This window comes from Streptomyces boluensis (assembly GCF_009908195.1).
GTDB lineage: Bacteria > Actinomycetota > Actinomycetes > Streptomycetales > Streptomycetaceae > Streptomyces > Streptomyces boluensis.
The window spans coordinates 16,712-31,646 of the sequence record NZ_JAAAHS010000001.1; the positions used below are offsets into that span (position 1 = coordinate 16,712).

Below are 14,935 nucleotides of genomic sequence, written 5' to 3' on the forward strand. Positions count from 1 at the left end.
TTTCGGTGTTCCTGGTGTTCCTGGGCCAAAGGCGTTACGCCCCGGCCCGCCGCGTGAGCGTCACGCCGTGGACGGCTCGGAGCCGTTCGACGGGGTGGCCTTGCAGCCGTCCTGCTTCTTGATGGCGTCGCCGACCTCGCCGCTGAGCAGCGTGTCCAGGGCTCCGTCGCCCTCTTTCTGGATCTTGCCGAGGTCGTCGGCGACCTTCTGGAGGCCCTCCGAGAACTCCTTGAGGCCCTCGGGCGACTGGTCCTTGGCGTCCAGGCCGTCGATGTTCTTCTTCAGTTCCTCGTACGACTTCGAGGCCTCGTTGAGGTCCTTCACGGCGTCCGTCTGGATCTTCTCGCCGTTGTCCACGGGCGGCGGCCCGGCCTTCTCCAGGGCCTGGGCGATCGCCTTGTCGGCGTCGGCGATGGCCTGGAACGCCTCCGAGTCGGCCTTCTGGATCTCCTCGGGCTTGCCGTCCGCGGCCGTGGAAACGATGGTCTGCTGCGCCTTCACGCTCTTCTCGAGCTGCGGCTGGATCTGGCCGCACAGCGACTTGGCCCAGTCGTTGAGCTTGTCTTCGTCGCTGTCTCCACACCCCGACAAGGCCAGTACCAGTACCGCACCGCCGGACAGTGCGGCTGCAAGCTTCTTGTTCACCGGATTGGTCCCTTCCATGGCTCTCGGCCCCGGAACATACACGCCAAGTGGGCGACAACCTCGGGTCGTGCGTCCGATTACCGCCCTATTAAAGCCATTTGCACCAAGGGAGAGGAGAGTCACTGAAACAAAAAGCGGACGTATGGCGCAACAAGGCGGGCGGACGGCGCGTCAAGAAGCGCCGCCCGCCCGCCTGTTGAGCGGTTGTCTCCGGTCAGGACACCACCGCCGGATCGGTCTGCTGCGCCACCCGGTCGGCCTCGGACTCGTCTCCCACGGCGATCCCGCGCCGCTTGGAGATGTACACCGCGACGACGATCACGACGATCGCGAACAGCGCGATGATCAGCCGTACGCCGACGCTGGCGTCGTCGCCGTAACTGAACTGCACGATCGCCGGAGCGATCAGCAGCGCCACCAGGTTCATCACCTTGAGCAGCGGGTTGATCGCCGGGCCCGCGGTGTCCTTGAACGGGTCGCCGACGGTGTCACCGATGATGGTCGCCTCGTGCGCCTCGGAGCCCTTGCCGCCGTGATGGCCGTCCTCGACGAGCTTCTTGGCGTTGTCCCACGCGCCACCGGAGTTGGCGAGGAAGACCGCCATCAGCGTGCCGGTGCCGATGGCGCCCGCGAGGAACGAGCCGAGCGCGCCGACGCCGAGCGTGAACCCGACGGCGATCGGCGTGAGCACCGCGAGCAGACCGGGGGTGGCCAGCTCGCGCAGCGCGTCCTTGGTGCAGATGTCGACGACGCGTCCGTACTCCGGCTTCTCCGTGTAGTCCATGATCCCGGGGTGCTCGCGGAACTGCCGACGCACCTCGAAGACCACCGCTCCCGCCGACCGCGAGACCGCGTTGATCGCGAGCCCGGAGAAGAGGAAGACGACCGCGGCGCCGAGGATCAGGCCCACCAGGTTGTTGGGCTGCGAGATGTCCATGACGAGGTTCATCGGAGCCCCGTCACCGAGTTTCTCGCCCACGTCCCTGGCCGCGCCCGCGATGGCGTCGCGGTACGAGCCGAAGAGGGCCGAGGCCGCGAGGACCGCCGTCGCGATGGCGATGCCCTTGGTGATGGCCTTGGTGGTGTTGCCGACGGCGTCCAGGTCGGTGAGCACCTGCGCGCCCGCGCCCTCGACGTCACCGGACATCTCGGCGATGCCCTGCGCGTTGTCGGAGACCGGCCCGAACGTGTCCATGGCGACGATGACGCCGACCGTGGTGAGCAGCCCGGTGCCGGCCAGGGCCACCGCGAACAGCGCCAGCATGATCGACGTACCGCCGAGCAGGAACGCCCCGTACACGCCGAAGCCGATCAACAGGGCGGTGTAGACGGCCGATTCGAGCCCGATGGAGATACCGGCGAGCACCACCGTGGCCGGTCCGGTCAGCGAGGTCTTGCCGATGTCCCTGACGGGGCGCCGGTTGGTCTCGGTGAAGTAGCCGGTCAGCTGCTGGATCAGGGCGGCGAGCACGATGCCGATGGCCACGGCGACCACGGCGAGCACCCGCGGATCCCCGCTCTTGGACTGGATCGCCGCGTCGGTGACGCCCTCCAACTCGGCGTACGTGGACGGCAGATAGACGTAGACCGCCGCCGCCACGAGGGCGAGCGAGATCACCGCGGAGATGAAGAAGCCACGGTTGATGGCGCTCATCCCGCTGCGGTCCTTGCGCCGCGGCGCCACGGCGAAGATGCCGATCATCGCCGTGATCACCCCGATCGCGGGCACGATCAGCGGAAACGCGAGTCCGGCGTCACCGAAGGCCGCCTTGCCGAGGATGAGCGCGGCGACCAGCGTGACGGCGTACGACTCGAAGAGGTCGGCGGCCATACCCGCACAGTCGCCGACGTTGTCGCCCACGTTGTCGGCGATGGTCGCGGCATTACGCGGATCGTCCTCCGGAATGCCCTGCTCGACCTTGCCGACCAGGTCGGCGCCGACGTCGGCGGCCTTGGTGAAGATGCCGCCGCCGACTCGCATGAACATCGCGATCAGCGCGGCACCGAGGCCGAATCCTTCGAGCACCTTGGGCGCGTCGGCGGCGTACACGAGGACCACGCAGGCAGCTCCGAAGAGGCCGAGCCCCACCGTGAACATGCCGACGACGCCACCCGTACGAAAAGCGATCTTCATCGCCTTGTGTGAAACGTCCGTCAGATCCTTTGCCGGTTCTCCTTCGGCCGGCGTCGCTTCACGAGCGGCCGCCGCCACCCGCACATTGCTGCGGACGGCGAGCCACATGCCGATATAGCCGGTGGCCGCCGAGAAAAGTGCTCCGACCAGGAAGAAGATCGAACGTCCTGCGCGCTGATCCCAGTCGTCCGCGGGCAGTAGCAGGAGCAGGAAGAACACCACGACGGCGAATACGCCGAGGGTTCGCAACTGCCGTGCCAGATACGCGTTCGCACCTTCCTGGATCGCGGTCGCGATCTCCTTCATGCTGTCGGTTCCTTCGCCCGCGGCGAGTACCTGGCGTACCAGGACCCCGGCCACGGCGAGCGCCGCGAGCCCGACAACACCGATCGCCAGCACGATGAGGCGGTTGTCGGAGGTCAGTACCGCGGCTGCGAAGGTTGAGGGGTGGTCAAACTGATGAGGGGTAGAAAGCCCCGCCATTCGTCCTCCTTGGCGCTTGGGCTGAGCTCAAGATGTGGACGGATTGTAGGGAGCGGAACCTGATCAAAACAGTGCGCGACAAACGGAATTGGCCTGCTCTTGCCCATCAGCAAATGATCGCGTCCGATGATTGCCCTCGAAAGTGGTAATGCTTCAAAGGCATTGACGCTTGATCAGTTTTGTTCAACAGCCGGATGTCAATACCTTTGGCCGAACCGGCGAGTGATCCAGAAATATGCCCGGACAGCGAAAAGGCCCTGTTGGACAGGGCCTCGGGAAAAGATCGCTGTGCGACGTTCAGCGAGCGTTGTCGCTCAACGAACGTGTTTGTTCAGGGAGGTGTTTGTTCAGGGAAGGGGTGTCGACGGTGCCGTGGGCCAGCTCATCTTGATGAGTCCGCCATCGGCTCCCGCCGTGACTTCCACGTCGTCGACAAGGCCGCTGATGACCGCGAGCCCCATATCGTCCTCGCCCTCGGCGTCCAGCTCCGCCGCGCCGTGCGCGCCCGGCCCTGAGTCCGCCCCGGACTGGCTCTCGGGGTGCGGAACCTGGTCACCCACCTCGATGGAGAACAGCTTCTCCTCCTCGACGAGGACCACCCGCACGGGCTCTCTGATGTCGTTGCTCTGGTGCAGACCGACGGCGCGCGAACAGGCCTCGCCGACCGCGAGTCGCACCTCGTCGAGTACGGCCTCGTCCACTCCGGCTCTGCGTGCCACTGCGGCCGCCACGAGCCTGGCGGTCCGGACGTGCTCGGGCAGCGCGCTGAAGCGGAGTTCAACGGTGGCCATGCATCCCCCTCAGACGAGTGAGCGTGTTTTCAAAGGTGCCGGGCCGACAACGGCCCGGCATCCCTCTGCTCCAACCGCCCCGGGCCGAGACCCGGGGCGTCGGCCGTCAGTCGGTGGCCGCCACCGCCTCGTCGACCGAGGTGTGAATGGGGAACACCTTGGTCAGGCCGGTGATGCGGAAGATCTTCAAAATGCGCTCCTGGTTGCACACCAGTCGCAGCGAGCCCTCATGGGCCCGCACTCGCTTGAGACCGCCAACCAGCACGCCGAGCCCGGTGGAGTCGAGGAAGTCCACGCCCTCCATGTCTACGACAAGGTGGAAACTGCCGTCATTCACCAGCTCGACCAGCTGCTCGCGCAGCTTGGGCGCGGTATATACATCGATTTCGCCACCGACCTCGACGACCGTACGATCGCCGACGGTACGGGTCGACAGGGACAGGTCCACGGATCCTCCAGCACCTTGCTATCGAGCGCTCGCCCCTCGGACACCTGTCATCAGGCCTGGGACGGTCGCCAGCCGCGATGGCATTCAATCACTTACCGGCGGGCGTGCACGACGCCTTACGACCATTGTCCGTCACGCCAGTGACACACTCGGTGCCGATGGCCAAGAATCACCGACCCGATCACCCCTCGGCGGGCACCCCGGAGCGCCCCTCTCCACGTGCGGTCCTGGACCGGCTCGCCTCCGGGGGAAGCCGGGCTTCGCGCATCACTCATACGGAGCACTTGCCCCCCAGGGAGGGCCGCCATGCCGTCTGGCCTGATCGCATCCGGACAGAAGTGATCTCAGCCGTTCATCAAGCGGGCATCGAGCATCCTTGGGCCCATCAGGCGGAAGCCGCCGAGCACGCCCTCGACGGCGAGTCGGTCGTCGTCGCCACCGGCACCGCCTCCGGCAAGTCCCTCGCCTACCTGGTGCCGACCCTCTCCGCGCTCCTGGACGGCTCCGAGGCGCCGAACGGGCGAGGCGCGACCGCCCTCTACCTCGCGCCCACCAAGGCCCTCGCCGCCGACCAGTGCCGGGCCGTGAAGGAGCTGGCCGCCCCACTCGGACACGCCGTGCGACCCGCGGTCTACGACGGCGACACCCCCGTCGAGGAACGCGAATGGGTACGTCAGTACGCCAACTACGTCCTCACCAACCCGGACATGCTGCACCGCGGCATACTCCCGTCCCACCCCCGCTGGTCCTCCTTCCTGCGCGCGCTGCGCTATGTCGTGATCGACGAGTGCCACACCTACCGCGGTGTCTTCGGCTCGCATGTCGCCCAGGTGCTGCGCCGACTGCGCCGCCTCTGCGCCCGCTACGGCTCCGACCCGGTCTTCCTCCTCGCCTCCGCCACCGCCGCCGACCCGTCCATAGCCGCGGGCCGGCTCACCGGTCTGCCCGTGAAGGAGGTCGCCGACGACGCCTCCCCGCGCGGCGAACTCGTCTTCGCCCTGTGGGAGCCTCCGCTCACCGAGCTGCACGGCGAGAAGGGCGCCCCCGTCCGCCGTACCGCCACCGCCGAGACCGCCGACCTCCTCACCGACCTGACCGTCCAGGGCGTGCGAACGGTCGCCTTCGTACGGTCCCGCCGGGGCGCCGAGCTGATCGCCCTGATCGCGCAGGAACGGCTCGCCGAGGTCGACCGCTCCCTGGTGCACCGCGTCGCCGCCTACCGGGGCGGCTACCTTCCCGGCGAGCGGCGCGCCCTTGAACGCGCCCTGCACTCCGGCGAGTTGCTCGGCCTCGCCGCCACCACCGCCCTCGAACTCGGCGTCGACGTCTCCGGCCTGGACGCCGTCGTCATCGCCGGTTACCCAGGCACCCGCGCCTCCCTCTGGCAGCAGGCGGGCCGCGCCGGCCGCTCGGGGCAGGGCGCGCTCGCGATCCTCGTCGCCCGGGACGACCCGCTGGACACGTATCTCGTCCACCACCCCGAGGCGCTCTTCCAGCAGCCCGTCGAGTCGACCGTCCTGGACCCGGACAACCCGTACGTCCTGGCGCCCCACCTGTGCGCGGCGGCGGCCGAACTCCCCCTCACCGACGATGACTTGAACCTCTTCGGGCCGACCACCGAGGAGCTCATGCCGCAGCTGGAGGCCGCGAAGCTGCTGCGCCGCCGCGCCAAGGCCTGGCACTGGACCCGCCGCGAACGCGCCGCCGACCTGGCCGACATCCGGGGCGAGGGCGGCACCCCCGTCCAGGTCGTCGAGGCCGGGACCGGCACGCTCCTCGGCACCGTCGACGCCTCCGCCGCCCACACCGCCGTGCACGCCGGGGCCGTCCACCTCCACCAGGGCCGTACGTATCTGGTGCGCGAACTGGACCTGGAGGACTCGGTCGCCCTCGTGGAGCAGGCCGACCCGCCCTACTCCACGACCGCCCGCGACACCACCGCCATCTCCGTCCTGGAGACCGACGTGGAGGTCCCCTGGGGCCAGGCCCGCCTCTGCTACGGCTCCGTCGAAGTCACCAACCAGGTCGTCTCCTTCCTCCGCCGACGCCTCATCACCGGCGAGGTCCTGGGCGAGACCAAGCTCGACCTCCCTCCTCGTACGCTGCGCACCCGCGCCGTGTGGTGGACGGTCACCGAGGACCAGCTGGACGCGGCGCGCATCAACCCGGAGATCCTCGGCGGCGCCCTGCACGCCGCCGAACACGCCTCCATCGGCATGCTGCCGCTCTTCGCCACCTGCGACCGCTGGGACATCGGCGGCGTGTCCGTGCCCCTGCACCCCGACACCCTGCTGCCCACCGTCTTCGTCTACGACGGTCAGCCCGGCGGGGCCGGCTTCGCCGAGCGCGCCTTCCACACCGCCCGCGAGTGGCTGTCCGCCACCCGGCAGGCCATCGCGTCCTGCGAGTGCGACGCCGGCTGCCCGTCCTGCGTGCAGTCCCCCAAGTGCGGCAACGGCAACGACCCCCTGCACAAGCGCGGAGCCGTCCGCCTTCTCACGGAACTCCTGAAGGCGGCGCCCGCACCGTAGGACCGGGCGGCAAGGCAGATCCCGCACCCGGCGGGCCAACACCCAGCGGCCCAGCGCTCGGTGGCCCGGCTCTGGGTGGTCCAGCGCTGGGTGGCCCGGCGAGCGCCCGTTGCCGCGCCCGGAACGCACCCGCTTGCGCCCGCACCGTCACATCGGCGATCTCCCCACGCACGGCGCACCGCACGACCTCGGCGCCCTGCGCCCGAGCCACCCGCACGGCCCTGGCGCAGGCCTCCTGCCGCCCCCGCAGAGCCCCGTCGGCGGCAGCGAGCGCCGCCAGGTCAGCGGCGCCACCGGCCCGGTGCCGGACCAACACCGCCTGCCCCAGGAGCAGTACGGCACCGAAGACGGCACACAACGCCGCGGCCACCATCACCACCCAGATCGTCGCCGAGCCCCGCTCACCGTCGACCCCGCCGATCCCCTCGCCCCTGGGCGCCCTGCCCTTCCGCCACACCTCAACGCCCTTGCCCCGTAAGGCCTTCACCCCTCCCGTCACGATGGCCCCACGCTCTCCTCCGCCAGCGCGACCGCCTCGGCCTCCAGGTCGAGCGTCAGCGCCCGCGGGCCCGGCGCATGGGCCTCGACCGTCACGCGGACCAGGTCGCCCTCCCTGCGCACCACGACCCGGGCGCCCTTCGGAGCGGCCTGCTCCGCCGCTCTGATCGCCGCGTGGTCCGGTTCCTGCCGGGCCGCCGCCCGCGCTCCCGCACGGGCCGCGTCCACACACTGGATCTGCGCCATGGCGGCCATCAGCCCCCACAACAGGGCCACTCCGAAGATCAGGAGCACCGGAATCGCGGTGGCGGCCTCGGCGGTCACATAGCCACCGTCACGCTCCCCGCCGAAGGGCGACCGCGCGGCACGGGCCACCTCCGACTCCGGCTCGTCGAAGTCGTGCCCGCCGGAGTCCGGCTCGTCGAAGTCGGCCTCGTCGAAGTCCGGTCCCACGCAAGTGCGTTCCGGGTACGGCAACAGCCCCTCACACCTGGACACCGAGCGCCTTCCCGATCACCGACTCCAGGGCCGCTTTCACCCCGTCGGACGTCACGATCTTGTAGAGCAGCGCGGCGAAGCCACACGCCGCGACCGTGCCCAAGGCGTACTCGGACGTCGTCATGCCCGCGTCGCCCGCCCGCATCCGGGCCCGTACCGCTCGCAGCGCGGCGCCCGTCAGGCCGCGTACGCCGCAGCCCTCTCGACCCCGATCCATCACATACCGCATCACAACCCCCGTACTCTCCAACTCAGTTGATCTTCACTTTCAGTCGGTGCCGAGCACTCCACCGGCGAGCCCGATGACCACCGGGACCACGCCGACCGTGAGGAACGCGGGCAGCAGGCACAGCCCCACCGGGGCGGCGATGAGCACACCCGCCCGATGTGCCCGCGCCGCCGCCGTGCGCGCCCATTCCGCTCGGCAGTCACCGGCGATCCGCTCCAGCTCCTCGGACGCCGGCGCCCCCGATTCACAGGCCCGGCCGAGGCAGCGGGCCAGCGGGTGCGCACCCGGTATCGCCTCCAACCGGCCCCATACCTGGGTCACTTCGCCACCGAGCCGCAGTTCCACGGCAGCCCGCGCGAGCCGGTCGCCCACCGGGCCGCGCAACGACTCCCCCACCGCTTCGGCGGCGGCCACGGGACCGGCGCCCGCTGTCACGCATGCCGCCACCAGGTCGGCGGCGAGCGGAAGTTGACGCTCCGCCTCGGCCAGCTCAGCAGGGCTTACGGCACCGTCCGAGGCCTCAGCCGCCGATCGCTCACGTTGACGCATCCACAGCCGCCCGCCGTACCCCGCGAGACCACCGACAACAGCGCCGAGGACTCCGCCCACCAGCACGAAGCCACCACAGGCAGACCCCAACACCGGGGCCCACCCGGCCAGTTCAGCCACCCGGAACGGGCGCCTGCGCGGCGCAGGCTCCTCGCCGAACAGTTCGCGCGTCCGCCTTCGTGCCCTGCGCGCCCGGCGGTCCGCCGCCACCGCGAACGCGACGACCACCAGCATGGCAGCCAGGGCCATCGACGCCCCCAGCCTGTGGATAACCTCGGGCCCTGCACCGCTTCGCCCCAGAAACGCGAGCCCCGCACCCGTATCCACCACGTCACCGCCCCTCCGCGCGGCGCACGATGCGCACCGCCCACCAGATGCCCGCCCCTTCCAGCACACCGCCGAGCGCCAGACAGCCGACCCCGGCAGGGGTGTGCAGCAGGACGCCCAAGGGGTCGGCGCCGAGTCCGATGCCCATGAGGAGCCCCACCACCGGCAACGCGGCAAGCAGAACCGCGGTGGACCGCGCCGTCGACAACCGCACCCGCAGATCGGCACGTTGGTCCCGCTCGGCGCGCAGCGCACCCTCCAGCCGGCCGAGCCCCGCGGCGAGCCCGCCACCGCTGTCGACCGCGACCCGCCAGCACGCGGCGATGCCGAGCAGGCCCTCAGCCCCGGGTTCGGCGCCCGCGGCCCGCAACGCCCCCGGCACGTCCCCGCCGAACCGTGCCGCCGCGAGCACCGCACCCTCCGCCTCGCCCAGCCCCGACTCACCCTCGACCGAGCGGACGGCCGCCAGCATCGCCGCCCCCGGCTGCCGTCCGGCGCGCACCTCGGCCGCGACCGCGCCGCACAGGGTGATCACCGCGTCGGCCCGCACCTGGCGCGTCCTGCGCCGCTCCCGGCTCCGCAACACCCGCCGTAGGAGCGGCACCCCGAGCGCACCCGCGAGCAACGGCAGCACCGACTCCCCGACGACCGCCACCACCGCTCCGACGGCCAGGCACCACCACTCGCGCCCTACGCGTGCCCGCACCCGCGCGAGCAGCCGTTCCCACGGCGGCACCGCCATCGGCTCGTACGCCGCCGCCCCGGCGAGCACAAACCGCGCCCGCCGCAGTCCACGGTCCTGCCCGACGAGCAGCCACGCCGCCGCGCCCGCGCACACTGCCGCGGCGTACACCGGTGCGGCCTGTCCACCCATCGCGCCCAACTCCCCGTTCACGCGGCCCCCTCCAGCAGTCGCTGCAACCTCGGCCAGCCACGCTCGTAGGCGAACGACTCCGCACCCCACCGCAGGGCCGGCACCGCCACCACGAGGCCCGTGGAACTCCGGTCGATGACACACACCTCAGCGATCCGCCGCCGCCCCGCTCGGTCCCGTACGAGATGGAGCACCACCGAGACCGCCGCGGCCACCTGGCTGTGCAGCGCCGCCCGGTCCAGACCCGCCGCGGTGCCGAGGGCCTCGAGGCGGGCCGGCACGTCGGTGGCGGCGTTGGCGTGGAGCGTGCCGCACCCTCCTTCGTGGCCGGTGTTCAGCGCGGCGAGGAGGTGCACGACCTCCGCTCCGCGCACCTCGCCGACGACCAGCCGGTCGGGCCGCATACGCAGGGCCTGACGGACCAGGTCCCGCAGGGTGACGCGGCCCGCGCCCTCCTGGTTGGCGGGCCGGGTCTCAAGCCGCACCACGTGCGGATGGTCAGGGCGCAGCTCGGCGGAGTCCTCGGCCAGCACGATCCGCTCGTCGGGTCCGACCAGACCGAGGAGAGCCGACAACAAGGTGGTCTTGCCCGAGCCCGTACCCCCGCTGATCAGAAACGAGATCCGGGCGTCGACCAGCGCGCGCAGCACCCGGTCACCGCCGGGCGGCACCGTGCCCGCCTCGACCAACTCCGTGAGCGAGAAGGCCTTCGGCCGCACCACCCGCAGCGACAGACAGGTCGAGCCGACGGCCACCGGTGTAAGCACCGCGTGCAACCGCGTCCCGTCGGGCAGCCGGGCGTCCACCCAGGGCCGGGCGTCGTCAAGACGGCGCCCGGCAACCGCGGCGAGCCGCTGGGCGAGCCGTCGCACCGCGCCCGCGTCCGTGAACGACACCCGGGTGAGCTCAAGGCCACTGCCCCGGTCCACCCACACCTGGTCGGGCCCGGACACCAGCACGTCGGTCACCTCGGGGTCGGCGAGCAGCGCCTCCAGCGGCCCCGCTCCGACCAGCTCTGAGCGCAAGTCCCGCACCACACGCAGTAGTTCGGCATCGCCCAGGACCCGGCCCTGTTCCCGCAGTGCCCGCGCCACCCCTGCCGGTGTCGGATCGGCGCCGGACGCGGCGAGCCACTGTCGTACTCCGTCGAGCAGTTCGGCCGTCATGACGCGCCCTCCACCGGAACGCGCTCCCAGAAGCCCGCGCAGAACCGGGCGAGCGCACCACGCGCGTCGGCACCCGGTGGCCGCTCGCCCTTCGTGAGGCCGTGCTCCTCCGGAACCTCGCCCGCGAGCGGGAGGCCGAGCAGCCGGGCGACCTGTTCGCCGTCGAGACCCGCGGTGCCGGGGCCTCGGACCACGGCACGCAGGTCCCGCAGCACCATCCCGACCGCCGAGGCGACCCGGCCGGCCGCCGCCACCGCGCGCAGCTCGGCCGGAACCACGAGGAGGCCGACATCGACCTGCGCCAGCGCTTCCGCGATGCCCTCGTCCACGCGGCGCGGCAGGTCCACCACGACCACACCGCCGCGGCGGCGGGCAGCCGCGAGTACGGCCCGCATGGCACCCGGAGGCACCGTCACCGTGTCGCCCCGGTCCCAGCTGAGCACCCGCAGGTCGTGCAGGCGGGGCAGCGACTCCTCCAGCGCCCTGGCCCCGACGCGCCCCTTGGACTCGGCGAACGCGGGCCAGCGCAGCCCCTTCGTGGTCTCACCGCCGAGCAGTACGTCCAGGCCGCCGCCCAAGGGGTCCGCGTCGATGAGCATGGTGCGCGTACCGGACCGCGCCGAGGTCAGCGCCAGGGCGCACGCGAGCGAGGAAGCCCCCGCGCCGCCCCTGCCTCCGACCACGCCGATGGTCAGCGCCGGTTCTCCCACGCCCTCGGCGACATCCGCGATGCGGTCGACGAGCCACGGTTCGGCGTCCGGCAGCCGCAGCACATGGTCGGCGCCGATCTCCACCGCCCGCTGCCAGACATCGGGGTCGTCCTGGTCGTGGCCGACGAGGACGACGCCACGTCGCCGGGCGGCGCCGCGCACCCGGTGCACCGCGTCGTCGCCGACCAGGACCATCGGCGCCGCCTCCCAGCCGCCCCTGCGCTCCGGCACCCCGTGATGGACCTCGGGCCTCGCCCCCGCGGCGGCACACAGCTTCAGCAGATCGTCGAGCAACCGCGGATCCTCGGTGACGATCAGCGGCCCGGCCCGCTCCTCTTCCTCGGCCGATCCCCGGTCATGCGTGATCGAACCCGTCATGACGCGGCCCCCCCTCTCGCTTGTGAACGTTGCGAACGATGTGAATCCGGCAGCCGCGATGGCGCCGATGAACGGGGCACGGACTTCGCGGCTGGAATCACGATGAGGCGAGGCGGGAAATCGTGTGGATCTTGGTCAAAAACTGTGGACAACTCAGCGGTTGTGAATAACTTCGTCACCCAAACCGGTGACGCCACAGAAATCTCCCGCAGAGCAGCGCATCCACTACGCACAGTCACGGATCTTGGGATGCGGCAGGCACACGCCGGACAGGCGTGACCAGGGCCAGGGAGGGCTGGAGAGGGCAAGAAAAAGGGGCCCAACCGGGCCCGGACATGCGACGACCCCCGCCGGGGGGGAGAGCGGGGGTCGTCCCCACGGTCCGACTCGGGGGGGGAGGAGCCAGACCGGGTTAGCACGGTCGCGAACGATCCGTGACTTCCATGGTGTACCCGAGAGCCTTCTCAGGCAAACCCACGCGCCACACCTTACGCCGAATGGTTGGCGCCTATGCTCGGGCTCGTGGAAAACCACTCCTTGCCCCGCACAGCTGCCTTCTTTGACCTGGACAAGACGGTCATTGCGAAGTCGAGCACGCTCACCTTCAGCAAGTCCTTCTACCAAGGCGGACTGATCAACCGCAGGGCCGTACTGCGCACCGCATATGCGCAGTTCGTGTTTCTCGCGGGTGGCGCCGATCACGACCAGATGGAGCGTATGCGCGCATACCTGTCGGCACTCTGCCGCGGGTGGAACGTGCAACAGGTCAAGGAGATCGTCGCCGAGACGCTGCACGACCTCATCGACCCGATCATTTACGACGAGGCCGCCTCCCTCATCGAGGAGCACCACACAGCCGGCCGCGATGTCGTGATCGTCTCCACTTCGGGTGCCGAGGTCGTCGAGCCGATCGGCGAACTCCTGGGCGCGGACCGGGTGGTGGCGACCCGCATGGTGGTCGGCGAGGACGGCTGCTTCACGGGCGAGGTGGAGTACTACGCGTACGGCCCGACGAAGGCCGAGGCGATCCGGGAACTTGCCAGGTCGGAGGGGTACGACCTGGACCGCTGCTACGCGTACAGCGACTCGGCGACCGACGTACCCATGCTGGAGACGGTCGGCCACCCGCACGCGGTCAACCCGGACCGCGCGCTGCGGCGTGAGGCGCTCGCCCGGGACTGGCCGGTGCTGGATTTCCACCGGCCGGTCCGCCTGAAGCAGCGGGTACCTGCCCTGTCGGCTCCGCCGCGACCCGCGCTGGTCGCGGCGGCCGCGGTCGGGGCGGCAGCGGCAACCGCGGGGCTCGTCTGGTTCGCGAGTCGGCGGCGTGCACTCGCCTCGTGAATTCGGGTCGGCCCCAGCGGAAACACAAGGGCGCCGGTTCGCCCGTATTTGAACCTAAAAGTAAAGATGTGAGCCCAGGGCTTTCGCATACCCCATGACAGGAGTACAAAGGAGTCAACGGCCCGCGAGACCAAGGACATCCGAGAGGATCACCTTTAAACGCAACTGAAGGCCCCACGGACCGAAGCATGGACGCCAAGCACCCACGCGACGTCGACCCGTCGATTACGGGCCAGCCGCACCAGGCAACGGGCAAAGTCCCCGACCTGATGGGCAATATTTCGAGGACGCATGGTAACTGGGTGAACATGCCAGCGGCGGTACCAGGACTGGTACCGCCGCAACCCTGTTCAGGGACTTTTTCGAAGCTTCCTTTTCTGAAGTTCCCGGGACATCGCCCCGAAAGTCGCCGTCAGGCCGCTCCGCGCTGAAGCGCCTCGCAGACCGCCGTCGACTCCCGCGCCCCGAGCTCAACCGCCTTGCCACAGTGCGCGATCCACGCCGCCATGCCCTCCGGCGTACCGGATGCGTACCCGTCGAGCGCGGCCACATAGGCGGCGCGTCCCAGCTCCCCGTGACCGGCCTCGGCCGGGCAGATCGCCTTCGGGTCGAGGCCGCTGCCGACCAGCACGAGGCGCTGCGCCGCCCGCGCGACCAGGCCGTTGTACGAGCCGAAGGGGCGCAGCGCGAGCAGCTCGCCGTGCACCACCGCCGCGGTCACCAGGGCGGGCGCGGAACTCCCGGCGATGATCAGTTCCGACAGGCCCTCCAGGCGCCCGGCGACCTCGTCCGCGGTGGGCACCGGAAGCTCCACGACCGGTTCATCGACCGGCTCGCCCGCGAGCCGCGGCCGCCCCACCGTGTCCTCCTGCACGCCGGCCGCGACCAGGTGCAGGCGGGCCAGGACGCGCAGCGGGGACTGCCGCCAGATGGACAGGAGTTGTCCCGCCTCGGCGGTGAGCCGGAGCGCGCCGCCCACCACGCGGGACTCCGCGTCACCGCTGAAGTCACTGCGCCTGCGCACCTCTTCGAGCGCCCAGTCGGCGCCGGACAGCGCGGCGGAACCACGGGCTCCACGGAGCGCCGCCTCGGCGGTGATCTCGGCGCTGCGGCGGCGCATGACGCGGTGGCCGTAGACCCGGTCGACGCTCTTGCGCACGGACTCCACGGACTCGGGGACGCCCGGCAGCGAGGCCAGCGCGGAGAGCGGATCGGCTGTCGTACTCATAGGTAAGCAGCCTACGCACTGGGCCCCGCCACCCCACGATGGAGTGGTCTTCTTCACGTGGAGTGACCGCGTACCGCGACCATCGCACTACTCTTCGTGAAC

The 14,935-nt window shown here is 70.7% G+C and carries 14 protein-coding genes; 2 read left to right on the plus strand and 12 right to left on the minus strand.

Annotated features, from left to right (window positions below; all coding sequences use genetic code 11):
• Positions 1–60: 60 nt before the first annotated feature.
• The 4 genes from GUY60_RS00065 to bldG form a co-directional block, all read right to left on the minus strand.
• A complete protein-coding gene (locus GUY60_RS00065; RefSeq protein WP_312866126.1) occupies positions 61–645 on the minus strand; it encodes a small secreted protein in 585 nt (194 codons plus the stop codon).
• Positions 646–859: 214 nt separating this feature from the next.
• Complete coding sequence (locus GUY60_RS00070) at positions 860–3,262, minus strand: sodium-translocating pyrophosphatase (protein ID WP_161692733.1); 2,403 nt, start codon at positions 3,260–3,262, stop codon at positions 860–862.
• A 347-nt stretch (positions 3,263–3,609) separates the two neighbouring features.
• Positions 3,610–4,053: an ATP-binding protein gene (locus GUY60_RS00075; RefSeq protein WP_161692734.1), complete on the minus strand. Its 444-nt coding sequence runs from the start codon at positions 4,051–4,053 to the stop codon at positions 3,610–3,612.
• Between the two features lie 106 nt (positions 4,054–4,159).
• Positions 4,160–4,501, minus strand: a complete 342-nt coding sequence (bldG, locus tag GUY60_RS00080) for an anti-sigma factor antagonist BldG (protein WP_005475923.1) — start codon at positions 4,499–4,501, stop codon at positions 4,160–4,162.
• 77 nt (positions 4,502–4,578) lie between these two features.
• Here bldG and GUY60_RS00085 point away from each other — a divergent pair, with 77 nt between their 5' ends.
• Positions 4,579–7,032 carry a DNA 3'-5' helicase SftH gene (locus GUY60_RS00085; RefSeq protein ID WP_187369892.1) on the plus strand — a complete coding sequence of 818 codons (2,454 nt, stop codon included), beginning with the start codon at positions 4,579–4,581 and terminating at the stop codon, positions 7,030–7,032.
• On the opposite strand, the gene GUY60_RS00090 is transcribed toward GUY60_RS00085, so the two are convergent.
• The 7 genes from GUY60_RS00090 to ssd all read right to left on the minus strand — a co-directional run bounded on the left by GUY60_RS00090 (position 6,998) and on the right by ssd (position 12,261).
• Positions 6,998–7,405, minus strand: coding sequence for an Rv3654c family TadE-like protein (locus tag GUY60_RS00090; protein WP_188132031.1), 408 nt, complete (start codon positions 7,403–7,405; stop codon positions 6,998–7,000). The genes GUY60_RS00085 and GUY60_RS00090 overlap by 35 nt on opposite strands.
• Positions 7,406–7,527: 122 nt before the next feature.
• Positions 7,528–7,905: a TadE family type IV pilus minor pilin gene (locus GUY60_RS38645; RefSeq protein ID WP_161692788.1), complete on the minus strand. Its 378-nt coding sequence runs from the start codon at positions 7,903–7,905 to the stop codon at positions 7,528–7,530.
• A gap of 109 nt (positions 7,906–8,014) precedes the next feature.
• Positions 8,015–8,245 (minus strand): DUF4244 domain-containing protein, encoded by a 231-nt coding sequence (locus GUY60_RS00100; RefSeq protein ID WP_161692735.1) that lies wholly within the window; start codon positions 8,243–8,245, stop codon positions 8,015–8,017.
• Positions 8,246–8,296: 51 nt separating this feature from the next.
• Positions 8,297–9,055: a type II secretion system F family protein gene (locus GUY60_RS00105; RefSeq protein WP_161692736.1), complete on the minus strand. Its 759-nt coding sequence runs from the start codon at positions 9,053–9,055 to the stop codon at positions 8,297–8,299.
• Between the two features lie 82 nt (positions 9,056–9,137).
• Positions 9,138–10,007 (minus strand): type II secretion system F family protein, encoded by an 870-nt coding sequence (locus GUY60_RS00110; RefSeq protein ID WP_161692789.1) that lies wholly within the window; start codon positions 10,005–10,007, stop codon positions 9,138–9,140.
• A 17-nt stretch (positions 10,008–10,024) separates the two neighbouring features.
• Positions 10,025–11,173 carry a TadA family conjugal transfer-associated ATPase gene (locus tag GUY60_RS00115; protein WP_161692737.1) on the minus strand — a complete coding sequence of 383 codons (1,149 nt, stop codon included), beginning with the start codon at positions 11,171–11,173 and terminating at the stop codon, positions 10,025–10,027.
• Positions 11,170–12,261 (minus strand): septum site-determining protein Ssd, encoded by a 1,092-nt coding sequence (gene ssd / locus GUY60_RS00120; RefSeq protein ID WP_161692738.1) that lies wholly within the window; start codon positions 12,259–12,261, stop codon positions 11,170–11,172. The genes GUY60_RS00115 and ssd overlap by 4 nt, the downstream gene beginning before the upstream one ends.
• A 510-nt stretch (positions 12,262–12,771) precedes the next feature.
• Between ssd and GUY60_RS00125 the strand changes: the two genes are divergently transcribed.
• Positions 12,772–13,605, plus strand: coding sequence for an HAD family hydrolase (locus GUY60_RS00125; protein ID WP_161692739.1), 834 nt, complete (start codon positions 12,772–12,774; stop codon positions 13,603–13,605).
• Positions 13,606–14,017: 412 nt separating this feature from the next.
• Here GUY60_RS00125 and GUY60_RS00130 read toward each other — a convergent pair whose 3' ends face one another.
• Positions 14,018–14,833 (minus strand): Fic family protein, encoded by an 816-nt coding sequence (locus GUY60_RS00130; RefSeq protein ID WP_161692740.1) that lies wholly within the window; start codon positions 14,831–14,833, stop codon positions 14,018–14,020.
• Positions 14,834–14,935: the final 102 nt, after the last annotated feature.

Coding starts and splice junctions, on each gene's coding strand:
- GUY60_RS00070 (WP_161692733.1), bottom strand. CDS start 3,262: ATGGCGGGGCTTTCTACCCCTCATCAGTTTGACCACCCCTCAACCTTC.
- GUY60_RS00075 (WP_161692734.1), bottom strand. CDS start 4,053: ATGGCCACCGTTGAACTCCGCTTCAGCGCGCTGCCCGAGCACGTCCGG.
- GUY60_RS00085 (WP_187369892.1), top strand. CDS start 4,579: ATGGCATTCAATCACTTACCGGCGGGCGTGCACGACGCCTTACGACCA.
- GUY60_RS00090 (WP_188132031.1), bottom strand. CDS start 7,405: ATGGTGGCCGCGGCGTTGTGTGCCGTCTTCGGTGCCGTACTGCTCCTG.
- GUY60_RS00100 (WP_161692735.1), bottom strand. CDS start 8,245: ATGGATCGGGGTCGAGAGGGCTGCGGCGTACGCGGCCTGACGGGCGCC.
- GUY60_RS00105 (WP_161692736.1), bottom strand. CDS start 9,055: ATGGCCCTGGCTGCCATGCTGGTGGTCGTCGCGTTCGCGGTGGCGGCG.
- GUY60_RS00110 (WP_161692789.1), bottom strand. CDS start 10,007: ATGGGTGGACAGGCCGCACCGGTGTACGCCGCGGCAGTGTGCGCGGGC.
- GUY60_RS00115 (WP_161692737.1), bottom strand. CDS start 11,173: ATGACGGCCGAACTGCTCGACGGAGTACGACAGTGGCTCGCCGCGTCC.
- ssd (WP_161692738.1), bottom strand. CDS start 12,261: ATGACGGGTTCGATCACGCATGACCGGGGATCGGCCGAGGAAGAGGAG.
- GUY60_RS00125 (WP_161692739.1), top strand. CDS start 12,772: ATGCTCGGGCTCGTGGAAAACCACTCCTTGCCCCGCACAGCTGCCTTC.
- GUY60_RS00130 (WP_161692740.1), bottom strand. CDS start 14,833: ATGAGTACGACAGCCGATCCGCTCTCCGCGCTGGCCTCGCTGCCGGGC.